At 69.4% G+C, this 26,003-nt stretch carries 22 protein-coding genes; 9 read left to right on the forward strand and 13 right to left on the reverse strand.

The features are described from left to right. Positions 1-110: 110 nt before the first annotated feature. The 3 genes from ppc to OXQ95_RS03920 all read right to left on the reverse strand — a co-directional run bounded on the left by ppc (position 111) and on the right by OXQ95_RS03920 (position 3,974). Entirely contained in the window at positions 111-2,777 is a 2,667-nt protein-coding gene (gene ppc / locus OXQ95_RS03910) for a phosphoenolpyruvate carboxylase (protein ID WP_267379868.1), read from the reverse strand. Positions 2,778-3,001: 224 nt separating this feature from the next. Then, positions 3,002-3,379, reverse strand: coding sequence for a hypothetical protein (locus tag OXQ95_RS03915; protein WP_242096024.1), 378 nt, complete (start codon positions 3,377-3,379; stop codon positions 3,002-3,004). Between the two features lie 28 nt (positions 3,380-3,407). Further along, complete coding sequence (locus OXQ95_RS03920; protein ID WP_242096023.1) at positions 3,408-3,974, reverse strand: HNH endonuclease; 567 nt, start codon at positions 3,972-3,974, stop codon at positions 3,408-3,410. Positions 3,975-4,048: 74 nt separating this feature from the next. On the opposite strand from OXQ95_RS03920, the gene gluQRS reads away from it, so the two are divergent. Further along, positions 4,049-4,876: a tRNA glutamyl-Q(34) synthetase GluQRS gene (gene gluQRS / locus OXQ95_RS03925; protein WP_267380084.1), complete on the forward strand. Its 828-nt coding sequence runs from the start codon at positions 4,049-4,051 to the stop codon at positions 4,874-4,876. Positions 4,877-4,885: 9 nt separating this feature from the next. Here the strand turns inward: gluQRS and OXQ95_RS03930 are convergent, their stop codons facing one another. Together OXQ95_RS03930 and OXQ95_RS03935 are read right to left on the reverse strand one after the other, a co-directional pair. Further along, positions 4,886-5,350 (reverse strand): dihydrofolate reductase, encoded by a 465-nt coding sequence (locus OXQ95_RS03930; protein WP_267379876.1) that lies wholly within the window; start codon positions 5,348-5,350, stop codon positions 4,886-4,888. Continuing rightward, positions 5,347-6,141 carry a thymidylate synthase gene (locus tag OXQ95_RS03935; RefSeq protein ID WP_242096021.1) on the reverse strand — a complete coding sequence of 265 codons (795 nt, stop codon included), beginning with the start codon at positions 6,139-6,141 and terminating at the stop codon, positions 5,347-5,349. The genes OXQ95_RS03930 and OXQ95_RS03935 overlap by 4 nt, the downstream gene beginning before the upstream one ends. Positions 6,142-6,235: 94 nt before the next feature. Here OXQ95_RS03935 and OXQ95_RS03940 point away from each other — a divergent pair, with 94 nt between their 5' ends. Beyond that, on the forward strand, positions 6,236-6,616 hold the full coding sequence (locus OXQ95_RS03940; protein ID WP_242096020.1) for a JAB domain-containing protein: 381 nt from the start codon (positions 6,236-6,238) through the stop codon (positions 6,614-6,616). Between the two features lie 15 nt (positions 6,617-6,631). Here the strand turns inward: OXQ95_RS03940 and OXQ95_RS03945 are convergent, their stop codons facing one another. The 3 genes from OXQ95_RS03945 to OXQ95_RS03955 all read right to left on the reverse strand — a co-directional run bounded on the left by OXQ95_RS03945 (position 6,632) and on the right by OXQ95_RS03955 (position 11,146). Continuing rightward, entirely contained in the window at positions 6,632-7,333 is a 702-nt protein-coding gene (locus tag OXQ95_RS03945; protein WP_242096019.1) for a methyltransferase domain-containing protein, read from the reverse strand. Positions 7,334-7,399: 66 nt separating this feature from the next. Then, positions 7,400-8,527 carry a peptide chain release factor 2 gene (gene prfB / locus OXQ95_RS03950; protein WP_242096018.1) on the reverse strand — a complete coding sequence of 376 codons (1,128 nt, stop codon included), beginning with the start codon at positions 8,525-8,527 and terminating at the stop codon, positions 7,400-7,402. A gap of 141 nt (positions 8,528-8,668) precedes the next feature. After that, positions 8,669-11,146 (reverse strand): transglycosylase domain-containing protein, encoded by a 2,478-nt coding sequence (locus tag OXQ95_RS03955; RefSeq protein WP_267379881.1) that lies wholly within the window; start codon positions 11,144-11,146, stop codon positions 8,669-8,671. A gap of 85 nt (positions 11,147-11,231) precedes the next feature. Between OXQ95_RS03955 and OXQ95_RS03960 the strand changes: the two genes are divergently transcribed. Beyond that, positions 11,232-11,642: a hypothetical protein gene (locus OXQ95_RS03960; protein ID WP_267379884.1), complete on the forward strand. Its 411-nt coding sequence runs from the start codon at positions 11,232-11,234 to the stop codon at positions 11,640-11,642. A gap of 1 nt (position 11,643) precedes the next feature. Here the strand turns inward: OXQ95_RS03960 and OXQ95_RS03965 are convergent, their stop codons facing one another. Further along, entirely contained in the window at positions 11,644-12,882 is a 1,239-nt protein-coding gene (locus OXQ95_RS03965) for an N-acetylmuramoyl-L-alanine amidase (protein ID WP_242096015.1), read from the reverse strand. A 482-nt stretch (positions 12,883-13,364) separates the two neighbouring features. Between OXQ95_RS03965 and OXQ95_RS03970 the strand changes: the two genes are divergently transcribed. The 5 genes from OXQ95_RS03970 (at position 13,365) to OXQ95_RS03990 (ending at position 20,257) form a co-directional block, all read left to right on the forward strand. Further along, positions 13,365-16,091: a ribonuclease E/G gene (locus tag OXQ95_RS03970; protein WP_267379891.1), complete on the forward strand. Its 2,727-nt coding sequence runs from the start codon at positions 13,365-13,367 to the stop codon at positions 16,089-16,091. A gap of 410 nt (positions 16,092-16,501) precedes the next feature. Next, positions 16,502-17,860: a M48 family metalloprotease gene (locus OXQ95_RS03975; RefSeq protein ID WP_267379894.1), complete on the forward strand. Its 1,359-nt coding sequence runs from the start codon at positions 16,502-16,504 to the stop codon at positions 17,858-17,860. Next, positions 17,857-18,570 (forward strand): DsbA family protein, encoded by a 714-nt coding sequence (locus OXQ95_RS03980; protein ID WP_242096013.1) that lies wholly within the window; start codon positions 17,857-17,859, stop codon positions 18,568-18,570. Before OXQ95_RS03975 ends, OXQ95_RS03980 begins: the two co-directional genes overlap by 4 nt. Next, on the forward strand, positions 18,567-19,499 hold the full coding sequence (locus tag OXQ95_RS03985) for an ABC transporter ATP-binding protein (RefSeq protein WP_267379898.1): 933 nt from the start codon (positions 18,567-18,569) through the stop codon (positions 19,497-19,499). Before OXQ95_RS03980 ends, OXQ95_RS03985 begins: the two co-directional genes overlap by 4 nt. After that, positions 19,496-20,257, forward strand: coding sequence for an ABC transporter permease (locus tag OXQ95_RS03990; protein ID WP_242096011.1), 762 nt, complete (start codon positions 19,496-19,498; stop codon positions 20,255-20,257). The genes OXQ95_RS03985 and OXQ95_RS03990 overlap by 4 nt, the downstream gene beginning before the upstream one ends. Here the strand turns inward: OXQ95_RS03990 and OXQ95_RS18785 are convergent. From OXQ95_RS18785 to OXQ95_RS04010, 4 genes are read right to left on the reverse strand one after another with little or no spacing between them, the layout of a single operon-like run. Continuing rightward, on the reverse strand, positions 20,229-20,984 hold the full coding sequence (locus OXQ95_RS18785; protein ID WP_267379902.1) for a CPBP family intramembrane glutamic endopeptidase: 756 nt from the start codon (positions 20,982-20,984) through the stop codon (positions 20,229-20,231). The genes OXQ95_RS03990 and OXQ95_RS18785 overlap by 29 nt on opposite strands. Positions 20,985-20,990: 6 nt before the next feature. Next, a complete protein-coding gene (gene glpX / locus OXQ95_RS04000; protein WP_242096009.1) occupies positions 20,991-21,956 on the reverse strand; it encodes a class II fructose-bisphosphatase in 966 nt (321 codons plus the stop codon). A gap of 60 nt (positions 21,957-22,016) precedes the next feature. After that, positions 22,017-22,838: a 2,3,4,5-tetrahydropyridine-2,6-dicarboxylate N-succinyltransferase gene (dapD, locus tag OXQ95_RS04005; protein WP_267379907.1), complete on the reverse strand. Its 822-nt coding sequence runs from the start codon at positions 22,836-22,838 to the stop codon at positions 22,017-22,019. Next, positions 22,835-23,500 carry a pyrimidine 5'-nucleotidase gene (locus OXQ95_RS04010; protein ID WP_267380086.1) on the reverse strand — a complete coding sequence of 222 codons (666 nt, stop codon included), beginning with the start codon at positions 23,498-23,500 and terminating at the stop codon, positions 22,835-22,837. Before OXQ95_RS04010 ends, dapD begins: the two co-directional genes overlap by 4 nt. A 134-nt stretch (positions 23,501-23,634) precedes the next feature. Between OXQ95_RS04010 and OXQ95_RS04015 the strand changes: the two genes are divergently transcribed. After that, positions 23,635-25,977 carry a S8 family peptidase gene (locus OXQ95_RS04015; RefSeq protein ID WP_267379910.1) on the forward strand — a complete coding sequence of 781 codons (2,343 nt, stop codon included), beginning with the start codon at positions 23,635-23,637 and terminating at the stop codon, positions 25,975-25,977. The last annotated feature ends 26 nt before the right edge of the window (positions 25,978-26,003 follow it).

The following is a 26,003-nucleotide window of genomic DNA, read 5'->3' on the forward strand; positions in this document are numbered from 1 at the left end:
TTTGCGCAAAGACGCCAAGACGCAAAGCTGTCGAACATCCTGCCAGCGGCGCGACCCAAACTCGGCGCCTCCACGCCTCCGCGTGAACCGCTCCCGATAACGGCGACGATCTACCCGCTGTTGCGCAGCGCCGTCGCGATGGCGTTGATCGACAGCAGGATGCCCTCGCCGATCCGCGGATCCTCCTCGCCCGCGCGGTGGCGTTTGAGGAGTTCGATCTGGAGCAGGTTCAGCGGCTCGATATAGGGCAGGCGCAGCCGGATCGACGCCTCGAGCTGCGGATGTTTGGCGAGCAGCCGCGTCTGGCCGGTCGCGGCGAGCAAGCCGTCATGCGTCGCCTGCCACCCGTCACGCACCGTGCCGAAGATCCCGCGCAGCGTGGGATCCTCCACCAGCTCGGCATAGCGCGCGGCGATCCCCATGTCGGATTTCGCCAGCACCATCTCCATGTTCGCCAGCGAGGCGGCGAAGAACGGCCAGCCCTCGGCCATCTCCACCAGCAGCCCCTTGTCGGGGAACGCGGCCAGCGCCGCGCCGACGCCGTACCAGCCCGGCAGCATCACGCGCGCCTGCGCCCAGCTGAACACCCAGGGGATCGCGCGCAGATCCTCGATCCGGTCGGACTTGGTGCGGCTCGCGGGGCGGCTGCCGATCTTCAGGCTGCCGATCTCGGCGATCGGCGTCATCTGGCGGAAAAAGGTGCGGAAGCCCTCCGTTCCATAGACGAGGTCGCGGTAAGCATGGAACGCGGTGGCCGACAGAATGTCCATCGCGCCCGCGAACCGCGCGCTTTCGGACGGCGACAGCGGCTCGGGCTCCAGCGTGGCGAGCAGCGTGGCGGCGGCGATCGCCTCCAGATTGGTCATCGCGCTTTCGCGGGTGCCGTATTTGGCGGCGATCACCTCGCCCTGTTCGGTGATCCGGATGCGGCCCTGCACCGTGCCCGCAGGTTGCGCGCGGATCGCGGCGAACGCGCTGCCCCCGCCCCGCCCGACCGCGCCGCCGCGGCCGTGGAAGAGCTGCGTGCGCACGCCCGCCGCCTCGAACACCGGCTTCAGCGCGGTCGACGCCTTGGACAGGCTCCAGGTGGAGGTGAGATAGCCGCCGTCCTTGTTGCTGTCGGAATAGCCGATCATCACCTCCTGATGGCCCCGCGCGCGCGCGACCGCGGCCATTTCGGGCAGCGCGAACCACGCCGCCATCACCTCGGGCGCGGCTTCCAGATCCTCGATCGTCTCGAACAGCGGCACCGCCATGATCGCGGCGCTCGCCGGATCGCCGGGCCGGTAGAGGCCGAATTCCTTCAGCAGAAGGTTGATCTCGAGCAGGTCGCTCACCGACTTGGCCATCGAGACGATGTAGTTGGCAATGCAGGCCGGCCCATAGCGCGCATGCGCCTCGGCCGCCGCGCGCACGATCGCGAGTTCGCCCCGCGTCTCGTCCGAATAGTCCATATAGGGGCTGGCGAGCGGCCGGGCGCTGGCGAGTTCGGCGCGCAGCAGCCGCACGCGCGCGTCTTCGTCGAGCGCCAGATAGTCCGGCTCCACCCCCGCCGCCTTCAGCAATTCGGCGACGACGCGTTCGTGCACCGCCGAATTCTGCCGCAGATCGAGCGTGGCGAGGTGGAAGCCGAAGATCTCGACCGCGCGGATCAGCCGGCCGAGCGCTCCGCCGCTCGACAGCGCGCCGCCATCCGCGGCCAGCGCATGCGCGATCGTCGCCAGATCGGCGCGGAACGCCGCCGGATCGGGATAGGGCTCGCCCTTGAGCGCACCGGGCCGGGGCGCGGGCCGGCCGGTCAGCGCGACGTGAGTCGCCGCCAGCCGCGCATAGATGCCCGACAGCGCGCGCCGATAGGGCTCGTCGCTGCGGCTGGGCGCGGCATCGCCGCTCGCCTCGGCCAGCGCCGCGACGCCGGCATCGACATCGGCGGACGCGATCGACAGTTCGGCGCCCAGCGCATGGACGCTATCGAGATAGGAGACGAGCACCGCCTCGCTCGCCTTGGCCAGCGCCACGTTCAGCGAATCGGCGGTGACGAACGGGTTGCCGTCGCGGTCGCCGCCGATCCAGCTTCCGGGCTTGAGGAAGCTGGGGCTGCGACGGCCGAGCGCGCGATCCCAGCGCTGATAGAGCGCGGGGAGCGCCGGCACGAATACGTCGCGCAGATAGCTGAGCGCGGTATCCACCTCGTCGGTGACGACCAGCTTCTCGCGGCGGAGCACGCGCGTCTGCCACAGCAGGGCGATCTGGCGCAGGATCGCGTCGTCCACCAGGTCGCCCTCGGGCGTCGTCTCGGCGCCCGCATCGCGCACCAGCATCAGCTCGGCGATACGGTTGCGGTGATCGATCATGCTCTTGCGGCGCACTTCGGTCGGGTGCGCGGTCAGCACCGGCGCGACGAGCGCATGGCCCAGCCGGTCGAGCACCGCGTCGCCGTCGATCCCCTCGCCCGCCAGCCGATCGAGCGCCGCAGCCAGCGTCGCGCCCTCCTCGGCGGCGATCCCCTGGCGATCCTCGGCGAGGTTGGCGAGCATCGAAAAGAGCATGAAGCCGCGAACGAACGCCAGCGTCTCGTCGAGGCCGAGCCGCCCGAGCGCGACGTCGGGCGCGGGCGCGCCGTCCGCCCCGTCGCGGTATCGCTCGACGGAGGATTTGCGGATCGCCTCCGTCGCCTCGAACAGCGACTCGCCGCCATGATCGCGGATCACGCGGCCGAGCAGCGCACCGAGATAGCGGACATCGGGATTGTTGGCGATTGGCGGGCGTATGGTCATGCCCGCATGCTGCGATGCGGCGCGATCCGGGTCAATCGCGGATTGGCGAGGGCCGACCTGTGGTGGTGGCGTCTCTCACGCCGTTCGACCTCAGCTCGTCGAAGCCTGTACCGATCTCCGCCGGAGGGGACCTGTTCCACACACGAACGCCCACCGGCCCTGGGAGTGCTTCGACACGCCCGGCACGAACGGTTCGAGGCGGGATCGATGCGCGTCGCCGCGCCCTAGCGCTCGTTCGCCAGCACCGCGCGCTCGTCGGAGGTCACCGCGGAATCGTGATTGAGATCGGCCTTGTCGAAGCGCGCCATCATGCCCTCGCTGAACTCGCCCTGCGTGATCCGCCCGTCATGGTTGCGGTCGAGCCCGGCGAGCTTCGAGTCGCGGCGGGGATATTCGTCGGGGGTCAGCACGTCGTCGCCATTGTGATCGAGTTCGTGGAAGCGGCGTTCCATCTGGCGGCCGAAATCGGCGCGCGAGGTGACCGAGGGCGGCACGAAGTTCGCCGCGCGGGCATCCGCCATCGCGCGCTTTTCCTTCTTCGTCGGCCCGCAACCCGCGATCAGCATCGCGCCTGCCAGCACCGCGATCGTCGTCCACCGCATTCGCCCGTCCCCCACCGCCCAGCGGCGCCTATGCCTCCAGCTCGACATCCCAATAGAGCCAGTCGCGCCATGTGCCATGCAGATAGTGCGGGGGAAAGCGTTTGCCATGTTCCTGCAGATGCCAGCTCGTCGGCCGGATCGGGGTGACGTAGAGCGGCATCGACGCCTGTTTAGGGGTGCGGCCGCCCTTGCGCAGGTTGCACGGCGCGCAGGCGGTGACGACATTTTCCCAGGTCGTCCGGCCGCCCTGCGCGCGGGGGATGACGTGATCGAAGGTGAGATCGCCGTGATGGCCGCAATATTGGCAGGCGAAACGGTCGCGCAGGAACAGGTTGAAGCGGGTGAAGGCGGGAAATTCGGAGGGGCGCACGAACTGCTTCAGCGCGATCACCGATGGCAGCTTCATCGCCAGATTGGCGCTGTGCACCTCGCGCTCGTAATGCGCGACGATATCCACGCGATCGAGGAACACCGCCTTCACCGCCGTCTGCCATGGCCAGAGCGACAGCGGATAATAGGACAGCGGCGTGTAATCGGCGTTCAGCACCAGCGCCGGACAGCCCTCCGGATGGCGGATCAGGTCGGGATGAAACACGGCTCCTCCCACATCATGGCCTTGCACGCGGCATGGCCGATCGCGATGACAGAGGCATGACAGCACGGGCCGGGATGGCGGGTCAAGGGGCGGATGGCGCCATCGTCACGCGGTTCGCGCCGAGCCCGACGGGGCGGCTGCATCTCGGCCATGCCGCCTCCGCCATCCGCGCGCATGATTTCACCCGCGCGCGCGGCGGGCGTTTCCTGCTGCGGATCGAGGATATCGACGGCGCCCGCTCGCGCCCCGAGCATGTCGCCGGGATCCTCGACGATCTGGCCTGGCTGGGGCTCGCATGGGACGGCCTGTCGTTCCAGTCGCAGCGCACCGCGCTTTACGACGACGCGCTCGCAACGCTCCAAGCGCGGGGCCTCGTCTATCCCTGTTTCTGCACCCGTGCCGAGATCGCGGCCAGCGCGTCCGCGCCGCACGGCGCCGTGGCGGTCTATCCGGGCACCTGCCGCGAGCTAGTCGCGCCCGATCCCGCACGGCCGCATGCGTGGCGGCTCGCCATGGCGGAGGCGCACGCGCGCGCGGGGCCGCTGATCTGGACGGACCATGGCGAGACCGTGGCGGCCGATCCGCTCGCGCAGGGCGACGTGGTGCTGGCGCGCAAGGATGCCGCCTCCAGCTACCATCTCGCGGTGACGGTAGACGATGCCGCGCAGGGCGTGACCGACGTGGTGCGCGGCGACGATCTGTTCGCCCCCACCCATGTCCACCGGCTGTTGCAGGCGCTGCTCGGGCTGCCGACGCCGCGCTATCACCACCATCCGCTGATGACGGGCCCGGACGGCGTGCGCCTCGCCAAGCGCACCGGCGCGCCGTCGCTGGCGGCGATGCGGCAGGCGGGCGAGGACGGCCATGCGGTCGCGGCGCGGGTGCGCGCGGCGCTCGGCTGAGGCGGCGCGTTAGCGCTCCAGCGTGACGAAGCTATAGGCCGGGCGATCGCCGTCCGCCGGATGATCCGCGCGCGCGATCTCGCGCCAACCGGTGAAGCGCGGCATCACCGTGTCGCCCACGGGCGCGGCATGCACCTCGGTCAGTTCGATCCGCGCGGCATGCGGCAGCAGCAGCGCATAGATTTCCGCGCCGCCGATCACCGCCGCGTCCGGCCCCACCAGCGCCAGCGCCTCGGCCACCGAATGCGCCACCTCCGCGCCCTCGGCGCGCCACCCCGTGTCGCGGGTCAACACGATGTGGCGCCGGCCGGGCAGCAGCGCGGGGAAACTCTCGAACGTCTTGCGGCCCATCACCATCGGCCGGCCCATCGTCTGTGCCTTGAAGCGCTTCAGGTCGGCGGGGATACGCCACGGCAGCGCGCCGTCGCGGCCGATCACGCCATTGTCCGCGCGGGCGACGTGAAGCACGATCACACCGCCACCGGCGCCTTGATATGCGCCTGCGCGACATAATCGTGGAGGACGAAATCCTCATAGTCATAGGCATCGATCGACGGCGGCCGGCGCCGGATCTCCAGCCGCGGCAAAGCACCGGGATCGCGCGTCAGTTGCAGCCGCGCCTGCTCCAGATGGTTGGCATAAAGGTGGCAATCGCCGCCGGTCCATATGAACTCGCCCGGCTCCAGCCCGCATTGCTGCGCCAGCATGTGCGTCAGCAGCGCATAGCTCGCGATGTTGAACGGCACGCCCAGGAAGATATCGGCGGACCGCTGGTAGAGCTGCAGGCTCAGCCGGCCGTTCGCGACATGCGTCTGGAACAGGCAATGGCACGGCGCCAGCGCCATCGCGTGCAGGTCGCCCGGATTCCACGCCGTCACGATCTGGCGGCGCGAGGCGGGGTTCGTGCGGATCTGCGCGATCAGCTCGGCGATCTGGTCGACATGGCGGCCGTCCGCCGCCACCCAGTCGCGCCACTGCTTGCCGTAGACGGGGCCGAGATCGCCCTCTGCATCCGCCCATTCGTCCCAGATCGCCACCTTGCGCTCCTGCAGCCAGCGCACATTGGTGTCGCCGCGCAGGAACCACAGCAGCTCGACGATGATCGAGCGCAGGTGAAGCTTCTTGGTGGTCAGCACCGGAAAGCCCTGCGCCAGATCGAAGCGCATCTGCGCGCCGAACACGCTCAGCGTGCCGGTGCCGGTGCGGTCCATCGTCTCGACGCCGGTCGAGAGCACGCGGTCCATGAGATCGAGATATTGGCGCATGGCCGCCTGCCTACGCGGGCGATCGCGATCCGCCAAGCGCCGGAACGGAGGCGGTTGCGCGTGCGCGGACCGGGGCCGGCGGGCACCCGGGTGCGTGACGCCGCCGCCCGCCCCGTTCGACGCCGAATCGCTCGCCCGCCGCTTCGCCGGGATCGGCCGGGCGCCGCGCGAGATCGCCGCGGTGACGTATCTTGATCCGAAATGGCGGCTTCTCGCGCTGCGTCACGTCGCCGGCGGGCGGAGCCATCTCGTCGTGCCGCTGCGCACCGTGGTGCGCGACGCGATCGGCTTCGGCGCGGCGCGCGTCGTGCTGGTGCATGGCCACCCCAGCGGGGATCCGCAGCCGAGCGGCGCCGATCACGCCTATACCCGCCTGCTCGCGCGGACGCTCGACGCGGTGGGGGTCGTGCTGTTCGACCATCTGGTGCTGGCGGGCGAGGCGGCGACGAGCATGCGCGCGATGGGGATGCTGTAGGGTGAAGCCACGCCCTCAGCCCAGTCGGCAGGCCTTGATCGCGGCGGGCGCGGGGCGCGGGCCGACCGCGCGGAAGGTGGCGAGATAGCCGCCGGCGGACGGCATGTCCTTCATGGCCACCTCCGCATAGCCGACCGCGGCGAACTCGCATTTCAGCAGGGCGGGCGGCGTGCCGTGATTCTGCGTCGGGCGATCGGCATCGACCACGACGACGAGCCCGTCGGGCTTGAGCGACGGGCGCAGGTGCCAGAGAAACGCATAGGGCTGCGCGATCTCGTGATACATGTGCACCATCAGCACGCGATCGAAGCTTGCGGGCGGCAGCTTGGGATCGTCGGGCTCGCCGAGCCGCACGCTGACCGTGTCGAGTCGCTCGCGCGCCGCGCGCTCCGCCAGCGTATCGCGCACCGCGGGAAAGATGTCCTCGGCCAGCACGCGGCCGGTCTTGCCGACGCGGGCGGCCAGGCGGATCGTGTAATAGCCCTCGCCCGCACCGATATCGGCGACGGTCATGCCGCGCGCCACGCCACCCTTGTCCATCACCTCGCGCGCCTCGTTCAGCCGGTCGCGATCCTCCTCGGTGGACCAGCGCGACGAGACGATCCCCGCGACCGGCCGATCGGCGGCGGGAAATGGGCCGGGCTGCTCGGGTTCGTGGTGGATCAGCGGCTTGGAGCCGTCGCACGCGGCGAGGAGAAGGGCGATCGCCACGGCCACCCCGTGCCGCGTCCGGAGCGGAAAGCGCGTTCGAGGCGGGGACAGGGGCAAACGCGCGACCGGCACTTAATCCACGTCCTCCACATCGGCGACTTCGCCCGTCACGCGCTGCGACAGCGCGGCCGCCATGAAGGCGTCGAGATCGCCGTCGAGCACGTCGGACGGGCTGGTGGAGACGACGCCGGTGCGCAGGTCCTTCACCATCTGATAGGGCTGCAGCACATAGGAGCGGATCTGGTGGCCCCAGCCGATATCGGTCTTGCCCGCATTCTCGGCATTGGCCGCGGTTTCGCGGATCGCGAGTTCGCGTTCGTAGAGCCGCGCGCGCAACTGGTTGTAGGCCTCCGCCTTGTTCTTGTGCTGCGATCGCTGGTTCTGGCACTGGACCACGATGCCGGTCGGGATGTGCGTGATGCGCACCGCCGAATCGGTGGTGTTGATGTGCTGGCCGCCGGCGCCGGACGCGCGATAGGTGTCGATGCGCAGGTCGCTTTCGTTATATTCGACCTCGATATTGTCGTCGACGACCGGATAGACCCAGACGCTCGCGAACGAGGTGTGGCGCCGCGCCGCGCTGTCATAGGGGCTGATGCGGACGAGGCGGTGCACGCCGCTTTCGGTCTTGGCATAGCCATAGGCGTTCTCGCCCTTCAGCAGCAGCGTGGCCGATTTGATCCCGGCCTGCTCGCCCGAATGCTGGTCGATCAGCTCGACCTTCAGCCCGTGCCGCTCGGCCCAGCGCGAATACATCCGGCTGAGCATGCCCGCCCAGTCCTGGCTCTCGGTGCCGCCCGCGCCCGCATTCACCTCGACATAGGTGTCGTTGCCGTCGGCCTCGCCCGCCAGCAGCGCCTTCACCTTGTCGCGGTCCGACCGTGCGGCGAGCTCGGCGAGCGCGGCGACGCCGTCCGTCTCCATCGCGGTATCGCCCTCGGCCTCTGCCATCTCGATCAGCTCGACGGTGTCGGCCAGCTCGCTCTCGATCGCGCGCGTCGCGGTGATCGCCTCGTCCAGCCGGCGACGCTCGCGCATCACCTCCTGCGCGGCCTTGGGATCGCTCCACAGGGCCTGATCCTCGACGCGCGCGTTCAGCTCGTCGAGCCGGCGCAGCGCGCGGTCCCAATCGAGGAACCGGCGCAGCAGCGCCAGCGCATCGTTGATGGTGTCGACATGGGCCTGCGCTTCGGCGCGCATCGGTAATCTCCTTTGCCGTCATCCCCGCGAAAGCGGAGACCCATCTCGTACCGTTCGATCGAGGGACCGGGGGAGATGGGTCCCCGCGTGCGCGGGGATGACGTCGATGTGGCGGGTCACCACGCTATATAGGAATGGGCGCTAGTAGATTCCGCCCTGTCTTTGCAAGAAATCGCTGTCGCTTGCCGCCTTGGCGCGCGGCGCGGCGGTGGGGGTCGCGCCCGGCGTCGCCTCGCGGCGCGCCGCGCGGCGCGGTTCGCTTTCGGGCTTGAACGCCTCCCAGATCACCGCCGGCCGGGGGTCGCTCATGTCCGGCCAAGCGCCATAGACCGGCCGGCCGCTCGCCCGATCGATCCGCACCATGCGGATGCCCGGCGGCGCGCGGAACGGGATCTTCTCCAGCCCGTCATAGGCCTTGATCGCGAACTGCTTGAAGATCGGCGCCGCGATCGTGCCGCCCTGCGCATAGCCGCCGAGGCTCACGGGGTGATCGTAGCCGATATAGAGGCCGCCGACGAACTGCGGCGTGCCGCCGACGAACCACACGTCGGTCGGGCCGGAATTGGTGCCCGTCTTGCCGAACATCGGGCGGTTGAGATCGGCGAGCGTCACCGCGGTGCCGCGCTGGATCACGCCTTCGGTGATGTGCACCATCTGATAGGCGGTCATCGCGTCGATCACCTGGCGCAGGTGCGACGGCGGGCGCGGCATCGCCTTGCCGTTCCAGTCGGGCGCGTTGCAGCCGTCGCAGGCGCGCCAGTTCTCGGGCAGGATCACCTTGCCGTGGCGGTCCTGCACGAAATCGATCAGCGTCGGCGTGTTGCCGCGGCCGTTATTCTCCAGGATCGAATAGGCGTTCACCATCTGCGCGACGGTCGTCTCGCCCGCACCCAGCGCATAGGCGAGATAGGGCGGGAAGCTACCGATCCCCATCGCCTTGATCCGCTCCACCACCTTGGGCATGCCCGTCGCGGCGGCGGCGCGCACCGTCATAAGGTTGCGCGACTGTTCGATGCCCCAGCGCATGGTGTGCGGGCCGGAGCCGCCCTCGTTGCCGAAATTCTTGAAGCATTTCTGCCCCAGCCGCGCGCCCTGATAGACGCAGAACGGCGCGTCGAGCAGGATGGTCGCGGGCGTCATGCCGTTGTCGAGTGCGGCGGAATAGATGATCGGCTTGATCGTCGAACCCGGCTGGCGCTCGGCCTGCGTGGCGCGGTTGAACGCCTGCAAGCGGTTGTCGAAGCCGCCCTGCATCGCCAGCACGCGGCCGGTGCCCGGCTCCTCGACCACGAAGCCGCCCGACACCTTGGGCACCGCGCGCAGCGCCCAGGCGCCGCCCTCGGGCGCCACCGCGATGATGTCGCCCGCCTTGATCGCGCCGAACGCGTTGCCGCCGCGCCCGCGCACCGGCATCTGCGCCGCGTAGCGCGGCAGCGTGCCGGTCTGGCCGTCGGCAAAGCCGATCCGCGCGCCCTCGGGATCGCGCGCGATCACGATCGCGGCGCGCCAGTCCGAATAATCGAGCCCGATATTGGTGTTGAGCAGCGGCTGGAGCCAATTGTCGCCGTCGATCTCGACATGGCGGATCGGCCCCGCCCAGCCGCGCCCGCGATCGTAGCGCAGCAGGCCGTCGCGCAGCGCCTGCGCGGCCAGATCCTGCAACCGCGTGTCGAGCGAGGTGCGCACCCACAGCCCGCCCTGATAGACGCCGTACGGCCCGTCGCGTGCGGTCTCGCCGAACTTGTCGATCAACTGGCGGCGGACCTCCTCGACGAAATAGCCGCCCACCGCCTCGAACTTCGGTTTGCGCCGCAGCACGGTGCCGAGCGGCTCCGCCACCGCCTCGTCATGCTGCGCGCGGGTGATGAAGCCGTTCTTCAGCATCTCGCCCAGCACGTAATTGCGCCGCACGAGCGCGCGATCGGCGTTGCGCACCGGATCGTAATTGGACGGCCCCTTGGGCAGGATCGCCAGATAGGCGAGCTGCGCCAGATCCAGCTCGGTCAGCTCCTTGTCGAAATAGGCGTGGCTCGCGGCCTCGACGCCGAACGCGTTCCGGCCGAGCGCGATCTGGTTGAGATAGAGTTCGAGGATCTGCGGCTTGGTCAGCGTGTCCTCGATCTTGATCGCGAGGATCGCCTCCTTCAACTTGCGGGTGGGCGAATATTCGTTGCCGATCAGCAGGTTCTTGGCGACCTGCTGGGTGATCGTGGAGCCACCCCGTGCCCGCCGGCCGGTGCCGATCTTCGACGTATAGTCGATCACCGCGCCGGCAAGGCCGGTGAAATCCACGCCGTGATGCTCGAAGAACGACTTGTCCTCCGCTGCCAGAAAGGCGCGGATCAGCAGCGGCGGATATTCGGCATAGCCCAGTTCGACGCGGCGTTCGCGGGCATAGCTGTGGATCGGCGTGCCATCGATGCCGCGCACGTTGGTCGGCAGTGGCGGCTCATAGGCGCGCAGCGAATCGACCGAGGGCAATTGGCGGATGACGATCACCCACAGCAGTGCGAAACCGATCGCGGCGAGCGCCGCGACGATGACGAGCAGCTTCACCCACCAGCGCCCCCAGGCGCGGCGGAGCCGGGATCGTGCGGGAGGAGGAGCTTCGGACGCCATGGACTGGCGCCCGCATCTAGCAGGTTCGCGCGGGCTTGAAAGCACCGATCGATGGGGGTCAGATACACGGAAAAGGACTCATCCGATGCGAAGCCCGTCACACCTCGTCCTCACCCTCGCCTTCACGCTCGGCGCGCTGGAAGGGCCCGCGGCGGCGCTTGCCGAGCCGCTGCCGCTCGCGCACGGCATCTATGTCGAGGCCGGCACCCCGTGCGCCGATCCGCCTTTCGCGGTGATGCGGAGCTATGACGGCGTGGGGTTGGGCGATCCGCATTCGCATGCCTGCCGCATCCGCGTGCTGGCGCGGCATGGCGCGCATTACATGCTGGCCAATTCCTGCATCGGGGTGGGCGTGGGGCCGGGCACGCGCAGCACCGAAACGCTGCGGCTGACGGTCCGCTCACGATGGGCATTCGCCCTATCGGGCTCGACCTTCCGGCTCTGCCCGGCGGAGGTCACCCCACGGGCACCGGGCCGGCGCCCGCCCCGCGGCTAGCCTATTTCGCCGCCATGCGCCGCGCGAAATGGGCCTCCACCGCGTTGGTCACGCTTTCGGCGATCCGGTGGCGGCCATCGGCGCTGTCGAGGAAGCTCGCATCGGCGGGGTTCGAGATATAGCCCGTTTCGAACAGGATCGAGGGCATGTCGGGCGCCTTCAGCACCATCAGCGACGCCATGCGGTGGAAATTCGCCTTCAGCGGCATCAGCGGCTTGGCCTCGCGCCCCAGCAGCCGGGCGAAGCCTGCGGACGAGTTCATCGTCTCGCGCTGCGTCAGGTCGATCAGGATCGACGAGACGTCGGCCGGCGCGTCGCCCAGGTTCACGCCCGAGATGATGTCGGCCTTGTTCTCGCGCGCGGCCAGCCGGGCGGCCTCCTTGTCCGACGCCACGTCCGACAGCGTGTAGACCGACGCGCCGGTCGCATCGCCTGCCCCCACGCTGTCGCAATGGATCGAGATGAACAGATCGCCGTGCAGCCGCCGCGCGATGCCATAGCGTTCGCGCAGCACGAGATAGCGGTCGTCGTCGCGGGTCAGCGCCACGCGCACCCGGCCGCTCGCCAGCAATTCGTCGCGGATCGCCTTGGCGACGCGCAGCGTCACGTCCTTCTCGCGCAGCCCGGACGGGCCGATCGCACCGGGATCGACGCCGCCATGGCCGGGATCGATCACGACGAGCGGCCGCGTGTCGTCGCCCGCCACGCGGGGCAGCGGCGGCGCCTTGGCCGCCGGCGGCACCGGCACCGACACCTTGTAGCGCGCACCCGGCCGCGTTCCCCAGCGGAAGGGGAAGAAGTTCAGCGGCCCGGCGATCCCGGCTTCGGTGAAGGCGGCGGCATCGACCGGCTGGAGCGACAGGGTGAGTTCACGCCCGGCGCTGTCGAACCCACCGTCCGAGACGATCGCGGGCTTGGCGAGATCGAGCAGGATGCGCGTGCCGTCCGCGGTGCGCGTCTGGCGGACGCGGCTGACGATCCCCGCGCCCGTCGCCGCCGCGCCGGGCGCGGCGTCGCCCACGTCGATCGCGATCTGGTTGCGCCCGTCCACCACCATGGTGGTCGCGCGGTCGACGCGCGAATCGAAGTCGACGATCACCCGCCCGCCGCGCACCGCGACGCGCTCGATCGTCGCGGCGAAGGACGGCAGCGCGCCGAACCAGCCGAACAGCAAGGCGAACAACGCAGCCACCCGGCGCAGATGCCGCGCCGCAGGCCGGTCGGTCCAGCGAAAAACCATGGAACCCCTTTCGAGCCTTTGATCGTTGTCGAGCCACGGAATAGGCAGCGAGGCGCGAAGAGGGCCTTTCCCGAACCGGTTAACCGGCAATTCGGCATGTTTTTGCCGGCAATGCGGCAACTTACCGCCGGTTGCGATTGTGCGAGCGCGATGCTAGTCAGGTCGTTGCACCCATGTGTCGTTCTTCCGCCTGATCGCTCGCGCGATTGCGGCCGGCGACACGCCGGTGCCGACGGGCCGCCCTGTTCCGGGCGGCGCCAACCAGGTTGACGTACGCATGACGCATTCCCCCCGCTCGACCGACCGACCGGCTTTCGCCGGACGGGTCGTCGTCGCGCGGGCGCTTCCGGGCCGCTTGCCCGAGGCTGCGCGGCGGACAGAGGCATCTTCGCTCATCCGCGGGACGGAGCCCAGCTCCGCCGCACCACATCATCGCGCGCGACGGCAGCCCCACGGCCCGGCGCGCGCGTGGAGACATCATTATGACCACACGCATGCTGATCGATGCGCGCCACCGGGAAGAAACCCGCGTCGCCGTCGTCAAGAATAACCGGATCGAGGAATTCGATTTCGAGAGCGCCGAGCGCAAGCAGCTCAAGGGCAATATCTATCTCGCCAAGGTGACCCGCGTCGAACCGTCGCTCCAGGCGGCGTTCATCGATTACGGCGGCAACCGCCACGGCTTCCTCGCGTTCAGCGAGATCCATCCCGATTACTACCAGATCCCCAAGGAGGATCGCGACGCGCTCCTGCGCGAAGAGGCCGAGCACGCCGCCGAAGAGGCCGCGCTGCGCGCCGAGCAGGATGGCGACGACGACGATCACGATGGCGACGATCACGAGGGTGACGGGGACGGGTTCGAGGACGAGCCCGATCATGACGAGCACGACCATGATTCGGACGGCCAGGACGGCGCGCACGCGGCCAAGCGCCGCGGCAAGTCGGCCGACAGCGAGGCGGTCGAGGAGCTGCGCGAGCGCCGGATGAACCTGCGCCGCCGCTACAAGATCCAGGACGTGATCCGCCGCCGCCAGGTGCTGCTGGTGCAGGTCGTGAAGGAGGAACGCGGCAACAAGGGCGCGGCGCTCACCACCTATCTGTCGCTGGCCGGCCGCTATTGCGTGCTGATGCCCAACACCAGCCATGGCGGCGGCATCAGCCGCAAGATCAGCAACGCGGGCGATCGCAAGCGGCTGAAGTCGATCATGGCCGACATGCAGTTGCCGCCCTCGATGGGCTGCATCGTCCGCACCGCCGGGCTGCAGCGCACCAAGGTCGAGATCAAGCGCGACTTCGACTATCTCGCGCGGCTGTGGGACGGCATTCGCGAGGAGACGCTGAAGTCGGCGGCGCCCGCGCTCGTCTATGGCGACAGCGATCTCATCAAGCGCGCGATCCGCGACATCTACAACAAGGATATCGACGAGGTGATCGTCGAGGGCGAGGACGGCTATCGCCACGCCCGCGAATTCATGAAGCTGCTGATGCCGAGCCATGCGCGCAAGGTGAAGCATTATGCCGATGCCGTGCCGCTCTATCAGCGCGCCGGCGTCGAGGAGCAGCTCTCGGCGATGTACCACCCGGTGGTGCAGCTCAAATCGGGCGGCTATCTGGTCATCAACCCGACCGAGGCGCTGGTGTCGATCGACATCAACTCAGGGAGGTCAACGCGCGAGCACAATATCGAGCAGACCGCGACCGCGACCAACCTGGAGGCCGCGACCGAGATCGCCCGCCAGCTCCGCCTGCGCGACATGGCGGGCCTCGTCGTCATCGACTTCATCGACATGGACAACAATTCCAACGTCCGGAAGGTCGAGAAGTGCATGAAGGAGGCGCTCAAGAACGATCGCGCGCGCATCCAGGTCGGCCGCATCTCCAGCTTCGGGCTGATGGAGATGAGCCGCCAGCGCCTGCGCACCGGCGTGCTGGAAGCCTCCACGCGCGCCTGCCCGCATTGCGAGGGCACCGGGCTCGTCCGCACCGCCTCGTCGGCAGGCCTGTCGGCCTTGCGCATGATCGAGGACGAGGCCGCCCGCGGTCGCGGCTCGGTGCTGACGCTGCGCGCGAGCCACGAAGCGACGATCTACGTGCTCAACCGCAAGCGTGCCGACATCGCCGAGATCGAGGACCGCTATGGCGTGGTCGTCGAGATCGTGCCCGACCGCGAGGAAGAGGGCGCGCGCATGTCGGTAGAGGCCAGCGGCCCACCGCCCGAGCATGCCCCCAAGATCGAGGCGCTCATCCTCGAGGATGACGACGAGGACTATCCCGAGGAGCTGGAGCTCGACGAGGAGGACGTCGAGGCCGACGACGAGCCCGTCGAGGACGCCCGCGAGCCGCGCGAGACCGCACGTCGCGACGAGCGTGGCGAGGGCGACGATGCGCGCGGCAAGAAGCGCCGCCGCCGTCGCGGCCGTCGCGGCCGTGCGCGTCCCGAGGGCGAGGGCGAGGGCGAGGGCGCCGAAGGGACCGACGCCGAGAGCGAAGGCGACGAGGCCGAGGGCACCGCGCTCGATACGGGCGACGCGACCGACATGGCCGAGGACGAAGCCGCCGAGGCACCAGCCCGTGACGGTGGCGAACAGCCCGCCGGCGAAGGCGAAGGCCGCCGCCGTCGTGGCCGTCGCGGTCGCCGTGGCGGTCGCCGCGACGACGCGCGCGAGCAGGCGCCTCGCTCGGAAGATGCCGAGATCGCCGGAGAGGTGACGATCGATGCGCTCGCCGAGGATGCGACGCCCGTCGAGGCCGAGCCGACCCCGGTGGCGGCGACGCCCGAACCAGTCGAGCCCGAGCCCGAGCCCGAGACGGTGACCGAGCCCGAGGCGGAGGCGCCCAAGACGCGCCGCCGTCCGCGTGCCCGTGCCGCCGCGCCCGCACCGGTGATCGAGGCAGCACCGGCCGACGAGGCGCCCAAGCCCAAGCGCGGTCGCCCGCGCAAGGCCGCCGCCGAGCCGGTCGAAGCGCCCGCGACCGAGGCGGCACCCGTCGTCGACGAAGCGGCGAAGCCCAAGCGCACGCGCCGCAAAAAGGCCGAGACGCCGATCGCCGACGCCGCCGACGAAGGTGCGCCGGTCTCCGCGCTCTCGCCGCAGACCGAGGCCGAATCCGAGGTCGCCCCCGAGGCGCCCGCGGAGGCCGAACCCGCCGAAACCGGCGCGGGCGAACAGCCCCGCCGCGGCTGGTGGCAGCGCACCTTCGGCGCGTGACCGCCCTACCCTCCCGCGCTTCGGCGCGGGAGGGCCGGGGTGCGGGTGTGGCCTTGGCTCTCCCCCACCCTGTTCCCCGGCGAAGGCCGGGGCCCAGGTGGGGGAGGCCGATGACAGGCGCCACGCTTTGCCAAGCAGCGTCCCCCACCTGGGCCCCGGCCTTCGCCGGGGTACAAGTGGGGGTACACGACACGCCCGCTTCACCGGCCATTCACGCGCCATGATCCAGCCTTCCCCGCCATGACGCCCGCCATTTCCCGCTGTCCTACATCGCCGAAATCTGCTGCTATGCGCGGCATGGCCGCCCCGTCCTCCGCCCGCCGCACCCACGCGGGAATCGTCTCTGGCGGGGCAAGTGGAAACCGGCGCGCACGCCTCCACTTCCTCCACTTCGCCATCGGCGAAACCGCATGATCCGCCGTATCGTCGCGGCCTGCGCCGCCGCGTTCCTGCTGGCCGCTCAGCCCGCCGCCGCCCAGTCGATCCTGCGCGATGCCGAGACCGAGGCGATGTTCAAGCAGATGGCGGACCCGCTGATCGTCGCCGCCGGCCTGTCGCCGCGCAACGCCAAGGTCGTGCTGCTGAACGATCCCGCGATCAACGCCTTCACCGCGGGCGGGCAGACCGTCTATGTCAATTCCGGCCTGCTCCAGGCGGCGGACAACGCCAATCAGGTGCAGGGCGTGATCGCGCACGAGCTGGGCCATGTCGCCGACGGCCATGTCATCCTGTCCGACGGCGGCACGCGGCCCGCGCTCGGCATCCAGATCCTGTCGATGGTGCTGGGCCTCGCCGCGATGGCGGCGGGCAGCGGCGATGCGGGCGCCGGGATCATGGCGGCGGGCCAGTCCGCCGCTTTGGGCAAATATCTCGCCTTTTCCCGCGTGCAGGAATCGACCGCGGACGCCACCGGCGCACGCTTCCTGCGCGGCGCGAACATCTCGGGCAAGGGCATGCTGGCGTTCTTCAAGAAATTGCAGAACGAGGAATATGCCTATGGCCTGAAGAACATCGATCCGTACATGCAGACGCACCCGCTGTCGGGCGATCGCATCCAGGCGCTGTCTGCCGATCTTCAGGCGTCGCCGGCGTGGAACAACCCGCCCGACCGCCCGCTGGAGGAGCGCTTCAAGCGGGTGAAGGCCAAGCTCGAAGGCTATGTGCTCAGCCCCGAACGGACGCTGCGCGACTATCCGCTGACCGACACGACGATCTATGCGCATTATGCGCGCGCCTATGCCTATCACAAGGCCGGCTATCCCGACAAAGCCGCCGCCGAGGCGGACGCGCTCGTCCGCGCCGATCCGGCCGACCCCTATTTCCTCGAGATCCAGGGGCAGATCCTGCTCGAGGCCGGGCAGCCGCAGGAATCGCTCGCGCCGCTCCGCGCCGCGGTCGCGGGCAGCCACGACAACCCGCTGATCGCGACGACGCTGGGCCATGCGCTGATCGCGACCGAGAAGCGCGCCAATTATCCCGAGGCGATCCGCGTGCTGCGCACCGCCGTCGGGCGCGACGACGACAATCCCTTCGCCTGGTATCAGCTCGGCACCGCCTATGAGGCCAGCGGCGACAGCGCGCGCGCCGCGCTCGCCACCGCCGAACAGGCGAGCCTGACGGGCGACCTGCGCACTGCCAACCGCAGCGCGCACGATGCGCTGGCCAACCTGCCGCCCAATTCGACCGACTGGATTCGCGCGCAGGACATCGCCACCGCGGCGCAGAACGAATTCGACGACAATCCCAAGAAGTACAAGAAACGCCGATGAAATCCTGGCCTCTCCTCACCGCCGCCCTGCTCGGCGCGATCGGCGGCAGCCTTGCGCTGCTCGCCTATGACCGCACCGATCAGCGCGCGCGCACCGAGCGCATCGTCCACGACTATGTGCTCGCCAACCCGCAGATCATCCCCGAGGCGATGGAGAAGCTGCGCGCGAACGACGCGGGCCAGGTGATCGCCGCCAACCGCGCGCAGATCGTGACGCCGGTGGGCGATGCCTGGATCGGCAACCCCAAGGGCGACGTCACGCTCGTCGAATATTACGACTATAATTGCGGCTATTGCCGCGCGAGCCTGCCGATGATCCAGCAACTTGTCGCGCGCGATCCGAAGCTGAAAGTGGTGTTCCGCGACCTGCCCGTGCTGTCCGAACAGAGCGGCACCGCGGCGCAGCTTTCGGTGGCGGCGGCGCTGGCGGGCAAGTTCAAGCCGTTCCACGACACGCTCTACGCCGCCGGGCCGATCACGCCGGCCAGCCTCGCCGCCGCGTCGCGGGCCGCGGGCTTCGATCCGCAGGCGTTGGCGACGGCCGGCTCCACCCCCGCCGTGACGCAGGCGATCCGCACCAACCTGGCGCTCGCCCGGCAATTGGGGATGGCGGGCACGCCCGCCTGGGTGGTAGGCGATCAGGTGCTGGCCGGTGCGCTGCCGATCGAGACGGTCGAGGCGGCGATCGCCGCCGCACGGGGGACAAGATGAGCGAACCGATCCTCCGCATCGCCGGCGTTTCCAAGACCTATGACGGCGGCACCACCGCGCTCCACACGGTCGATCTGGCGATCGCGCGCGGCGAGATCTTCGCGCTGCTGGGGCCGAACGGCGCGGGCAAGACGACGCTCATCAGCATCGTCTGCGGGATCGTCACGCCGTCGTCGGGCACGATCACGGTCGACGGGCACGACGCGATCCGCGACTACAAGGCCGCGCGCCGACGGATCGGGCTCGTGCCGCAGGAGCTGAACGTCGACATGTTCGAGACGGTGCTCGCCACCGTCACGTTCAGCCGGCGGCTGTTCGGACGATCGGGCCACAGCGCCTATATCGAGCATGTGCTGCGCGACCTCTCGCTCTGGGACAAGCGCGACGCCAAGATCATGACGCTGTCGGGCGGGATGAAGCGCCGCGTGCTGATCGCCAAGGCGCTGGCGCACGAGCCCGAGATCCTGTTCCTCGACGAACCCACGGCGGGCGTCGACGTGGCGCTCAGGCGCGACATGTGGAAGCTGGTCCACGGGCTTCGCGCACGCGGCACCACGATCATTCTGACGACGCATTATATCGAAGAGGCCGAGGAGATGGCCGATCGCGTCGGTGTCATCGCGGGCGGCAAGCTGTTGCTGGTGGACGAGAAGCGCGCGCTGATGACGAAGCTCGGCAAGCGTGCGCTGGAATTGCGGCTGGAGGTGCCGATGACGGCGGTGCCGGAAGGTCTTGGCGACTGGGATCTGGCGCTGGCCGATGACGGGCGCCGCCTGCGCTACACCTTCGATGCGCGCGGCGAGCATACCGGCATCCCCTCGCTGCTGCGCCGGATGGGCGAACTGGGCATCGGCTTCGACGATCTGGAAACCAGCCGGTCGAGCCTCGAGGACATCTTCGTCGGTCTGGTCGAGGAGCGGGTGCGATGAACCTTCATGGCGTCTGGGCGATCTATCGCTTCGAAATGGCGCGCGCGCTGCGCACCTTGTGGCAGAGCCTCGTCACGCCGGTGCTGACGACCTCGCTCTATTTCATCGTCTTCGGCGGCGCGATCGGCAGCCGGATGAGCCAGGTGGGCGGCGTCGGCTATGGCAGCTTCATCGTGCCCGGTCTCGTCATGCTGTCGCTGCTGACGCAGAGCATCGCCAACGCCTCGATCGGCATCTACTTCCCCAAATTCACTGGCACGATCTACGAGCTGTTGTCGGCGCCCGTCTCGGCGATGGAGATGGTGCTGGGCTATGTCGGCGCGGCGACGACCAAATCGGTGATCCTCGGCCTCATCATCCTGGCCACCGCTTCGCTGTTCGTGCCGCTGCGGATCGCGCATCCGGGGGCGATGATCGCGTTCCTGCTGCTCACCGCGATCGCGTTCAGCCTGTTCGGCTTCATCATCGGGGTGTGGGCGAACGGGTTCGAGCAATTGTCGTTCGTGCCCGCCCTGCTCATCACCCCGCTCACCTTTCTGGGTGGCGCCTTCTATTCGATCGACATGCTGCCCCAGCCCTGGCGGACGGTCAGCCTGTTCAATCCGGTCGTCTATCTGGTGAGCGGTTTCCGCTGGAGCTTCTTCGACAAGGGCGATGTGGACGTGGGGCTCAGCCTCGCGGTGACGGCCGGCTTCCTGGCGCTGTGCCTCGCCATCATCGCGTGGATCTTCAAGACGGGCTGGCGCCTGAAGCGCTGACCCGCCCCGCGCCGCCGAGCAGCGGGCGCAGGACCAGCCCGTTGAGATCGATCAGGATATGGAGCAGCATCGCCACCCACAGCTTTCCGGTCATCAGATAGACCGCCGCCAGCAGCACGCCGATCGCGCCCGTCGCAAGAATACCGGCCCAGCCCTGATAGCGGTGCATCGCCGCGAACAGGACCGTCGCGACCCCGAACCCCAGCCCCGCGCTGCCGGTGACGAGCGCGACGAGCAGCGGCAGATAGAGCCGGAACCCCAGTTCCTCGGCGATCCCCGCCGTGATCGACAGCAGCGCCGCATGGCCGATCTCCGCCCGGTTGCGCGGCATCAGCGCGGCGGCATCGCCGATCGGCCCGGGCATCCCCCGCCCCTGCCGCCGCCGCACCGCCGCCCATACGGCCACGCCGACACCGCCCACCGCGGCCCCGCCGACCATGCCCCACAAAAAGGAGCCGGTGCCATGATGGAGGTACGGCAGTGCCGCGCGCAGCGGATCGAACTCTGGCGGAAGGAGAGCGATCGCATCCAGGCGCCCCAACCATGCAAGCCCGACCAACGCCGGCAGCGCAAACGCGATCGCCGCCTTCACGATCCACAGGCGAAACCGCTGCTGACGCGCATCGCTCGCCGCCAGCGCCTTGAAGAATGCGAATTCGCGCCGGTCGCCGCGCTGGAACCACCCGAGCGCGCCGAGCGCGACGATCAGCAGCGCGCCGGCAAGCACGCCGGATCAGATCCGATGCTCGCCCTTCACCCAGCGCACGGTGCCCGACGACGCGCGCATCACGACGCTTTCGGTCGTCATCTTGCCGCCCTTGCGCTTCACGCCCGCGAGCAGCGACCCGTCGGTCACGCCGGTCGCCGCAAAGATACAGTCGCCGCGAGCCAGCTCGGTCAGGTCATATTGCTTGTCGAGATCGGTGACGCCCCATTTGGCGGCACGCGCGCGCTCGTCGTCGTTGCGGAAGATCAGCCGCCCCTTGAACTGCCCGCCGACGCAACGCAGCGCCGCGGCGGCCAGCACGCCCTCGGGCGCGCCGCCCGATCCGATATAGATGTCGATCGTCGTCTCGGGATCGGTCGTCGCGATCACCCCCGCCACGTCGCCGTCGCCGATCAGCATGATCCCGCAGCCCAGCCCGCGCAGCTCGGCGATCAGGTCGGCATGACGCGGACGATCCAGCACGCAGGCGATGATGTCACCCGGCGCCACACCCTTGGCGGCGGCCAGCGCGACGACATTCTCAGTCGGCGTCCGGTCGAGATCGATCAGCCCCTCGGGATAGCCCGGCCCGATCGCGATCTTGTGCATATAGACGTCGGGCGCGTTGAGCAGGCCGCCCTCTTCGGCGATCGCCAGCACGGCGAGGCTGTTCGGCCCGGCGGTGGCGCAGATCGTCGTTCCCTCCAGCGGATCGAGCGCGATGTCGATCTTGGGGCCCTTGCCGATCGCGGAGCCCACCTTCTCGCCGATGAAGAGCATCGGCGCCTCGTCGCGCTCGCCCTCGCCGATCACCACGGTGCCGTCCATGTAGAGCGAGTTCAGCGCCTCGCGCATCGCCTCGACCGCCGCCGCATCCGCCGCCTTCTCGTCGCCGCGCCCGACGAGCGTGGAAGCGGCGATCGCCGCCGCCTCGGTTACGCGGACCATTTCGAGCACGAGGACTCGGTCGAGTACCTGGCTGGCGGCGGTCATGGCGTTCCCCTCATGCTGTTTGCGCGTTCGATAAGCAGCCGGCTCCCCGCTGTCGAGCCGTCAATCCCGCAACAGTTCGTTGATGCTGGTCTTGCTGCGCGTCTGCGCGTCGACGCGCTTGACGATCACGGCGCAATAGAGCGCGGGCTTGCCGTCGCCCCCGCCGATCGAACCCGGCACCACCACCGCATAGGGCGGAACCGCGCCGCGAAACACCTCGCCCGTCGCGCGGTCGACGATCTTCGTCGATGCGCCGAGATACACGCCCATCGACAGCACCGCGCCCTCGCCGACGCGGACGCCCTCGGCCACCTCGGCGCGCGCGCCGATGAACGCGCCGTCACCGATGACGACCGGATCTGCCTGCAGCGGCTCCAGCACGCCGCCGATACCCGCGCCGCCCGACAGATGGACGTTGCGCCCGATCTGCGCGCACGAGCCGACCGTCGCCCAGGTATCGACCATCGTCCCCTCGCCGACATGCGCGCCGATGTTCACGAAGCTGGGCATCAGGATCGCGCCCTTGCCGATGAAGGCACCGCGGCGGACGACCGCGCCCGGCACGACGCGAAACCCGCCGTTGCGGAATTCGGCATCGCCCCAGCCGGCGAATTTGGAGGCCACCTTGTCGAACGCCGGTGCCCCGGCCGCACCACCCTCGACCAGCGCATTGTCGTTGAGGCGGAACGACAGCAGCACCGCCTTTTTCAGCCACTGGTTGACGCGCCAGCCATCGCCGTCCGGCTCCGAGACCCGCGCTTCGCCCGAATCGAGCAACGCGAGCGCCGCCTCGACCGCGTCGCGCACGGGGCCCTGCGTATCGAGACCCAGGCTCGCGCGGTCGTCCCAGGCGGCATCGATCGTGGTGGCGAGGTCGGTCATGCGGGTTCCAATATCTGGTGGAGCCATGTCGGCAGGTCGTGGACGATATGGTCGATATAGCTGCGATCGGGATCGGCGGACTGTTCGGAGCCGTTGTCGATCCACACCGTCGTCATCCCGATCGCCTTGGCCGGCTTCAGGTTGCGCGCCATGTCCTCGACGAACAGCGCGGTGGTGGGGTCGATCGCGAGGGCGGCGCACAGCCCGGCATAGGCGCTCGGGTGCGGTTTGGGCACGAGCCCCATGGCGTGAATGTCGTGGATCGCCTCGAAGCTTTCGCCGAGGCCAAGGCGATCGAGCACCCTGATCGCATAAGGCGTATCGCCATTCGTGAAGACGAGCTTGCGGCCAGGCAACCGGGCGATGGCGGCAGCAAGCGGCGCGTCCTCCTCCAGCATGCCCATCTCGACATCATGGACATAGGCGAGGAATTCGTGCGGATCGACGTCGTGCTCGGCGATCAGCCCCGACAGGGTGGTGCCGTGATCGAGGAAATAGCCTTTCTGGATGCGGTGCGCCTCGGTGGGATCGACACCCAGCCGATCCGCGATGAAGGCGGTCATCCGCGCATCGATCCCGGCGAACAGATTGGCGCGCGCCGGATACAGCGTGTTGTCCAGATCGAAGATCCAGGTGCGGATGGAGGCGAGCGCGGCGATCACGCGCCGGCTGTAGGCAGGCATATCCTCGGCGGCAAGAAGCGCGCATGATGGCCGTGCTTAACGGACGGCAAACCGATGAACGCTATGACGTGCCGGTGTCGCCCGGGGTGAGGGCGGGGCGTAGGGGATGGGGCATGGCGCGAATCAGGGCGTGGTGGATGCACACGGCGGCGATCGGCGCGAGCGTGATGCTCGCGGGTTGCGGCGGTGGCGGTGGCGTGAACAGCACACCGACCCCGGTCTCCACGCCCACCCCGGACCCGACACCCACACCCACACCCACACCAACCGCGACGCCGACCCCCACCGCCACGGCCAGCTACGACACCGCCGAATATCGCGCGACCGTGGGCGCGACGTCGATGAACGCGCTGGCCGCCTATAACGCCGGTGCGACCGGCAAGGGCGTGGTCGCCGCCGTGATCGACAGCGGCATCGACACTGGCAGCGCGGAATTCAGCGACCGGATCTCGCCCGCCTCGCAAAACGTCGCCGGAGGCTCGGGGATCGTCGACGCAAGCGGCCATGGGACGGCGGTGGCGTTCACGCTCGCCGGGCGGATGAACGGCACGGGAACCCAAGGCGTCGCGTTCGACTCGACCGTGCTGGTGCTGCGGGCGGACACGCCGGGCACCTGCACATCGGCGGCGGCGAGCACCAGCACCGACGGGAGCAACTGTTCGTTCAACGACGACAATATCGCGCGCGGCGTCGATCTGGCGCGCACCAACGGCGCGCGGGTCGTGAACATCTCGCTCGGCGGCGCGGACGCTGCCTCGAACGCGCTGATCGCCGCGATCAACCGCGCGACCGCGGCCGGTATCGTGATCGTGATCGCGGCGGGCAATGACGGCACCGCCAATCCCGAGGCTTCCGCCGAATTCGCCAACAACGCCGCGGTATCGCGCAATCTCGTGATCGTGGCGGGGTCGGTTGGCGCGAACAGCAGCGCGACCGCGGGGGCCGATGCGATCTCCAGCTTCAGCAACCGCGCGGGCGACACCGCGCAACATTATCTCGCCGCGGTGGGCGAGCGCGTCCGCGCGCCCGACCAGACCGGCACCGCCTATCTCTGGTCGGGCACGTCGTTCGCAACGCCGCAGATCGCGGGTGCGGTGGCGCTGCTCGCGCAGGCCTTTCCGAACCTGACCGGCGCGCAGATCGTGAACCTGCTCTTCTCCACCGCACGCGACGCCGGCGATGCGGGAATCGACTCGATCTACGGCCAGGGCGTGCTCGATCTCACCAAGGCGTTCCAGCCCGCCGGCACGGTGCGCGTGGCCGGATCGAAACAGGCGGTCTCCACCGCGGTGAACGGCACGCTCTCCGCGCCGATGGGCGATGCCACCTCGGGCGCGCTGGGTGCGGTGATCCTCGATGGCTATAGCCGCGCCTTCTCGCTCGATCTCGCACAGACGCTCCGGCGCGCGCAGCCGCAGCGCGGCCTGGCGGCCATGCTGCAATCGACCCAGCGCAATATCGGCATGAGCGCCAACGGCATGAGCGTCTCGCTCACGCTCGCGCCGCGCATCAACGGCGATGTCGGGATCGAACGCACCACGCTCACCAGCACCGACGCGCAGATGGCGCGCGCGATCGCCGGCACCGTGACTCAGCGGCTGGGCAGCGGCGCGGCGTTCGGCTTCGCCTTCGCGAGCGGCGCAAGCGGGATCACAGCCCAACTCGCCGGCCAATCCTCGCCCGCCTTTCTGGTCGCCCGCGACGACGGCACGGGCTTCGGCACCGCGGCGAAGGGCGCGAGCGCGCTGCGCCAGCAATTCGGCGCCTGGGGCGTATCGGTGGAGGGCGAGACGGGCGCGGTGCTGTCGCCGCGCGACCTCGACGTGCTGGCGGGGGCGGAACGGTGGCGGCGCACCGGCTATGCGCGTTACGGCCTGTCGCTCGATCGGCATTTCGGCGCGCTCGCCATGCTGGTCACCGCCAGTCGGCTGGACGAGCACGACACCGTGCTGGGGGCGAGCTTCGGCAGCGGCCTGGGCGGTGCACATGCGTCGAGCTGGTTCGTCGATGCCGCCGCCCGCTTCGACATGGGCGCCGGCTGGTCGCTTGGCGGATCGATGCGTCAGGGCTGGACCGGCGCCGCGCTGCGCAGTGACCTGTCGGGCAGCGGAGCGCTGCGGACCGATTCCTATGCGGCCGATATCGGCAAGGATGGCGTCTTCGGCCATGACAGCGTCGGCCTGCGCGTGGCGCAACCGCTCCGCGTCGCGCATGGCGGGCTCGATCTGGCGCTGCCCACCGCCTATGATTATGCCAGCGCCGCGGTGACGGGATGGACGACCGAGCGGCTGAACCTCTCGCCCACCGGCCGCGAAGTCGATGTCGAGGCGCGCTATAGCCGGCCGCTCTATGCCGGCTCGATCCAGACCAACCTGTTCTGGCGGCGCGATCCCGGCAACATCGCCGCGCTCGCACCCGATTATGGCTTGGCCGTCCGCTACGCACTGGGGTTCTGAGGCCCGCGAGGCCGGGCGCACTGGAC

This window comes from Sphingomonas sp. GC_Shp_6 (assembly GCF_026540835.1).
GTDB lineage: Bacteria > Pseudomonadota > Alphaproteobacteria > Sphingomonadales > Sphingomonadaceae > Sphingomonas.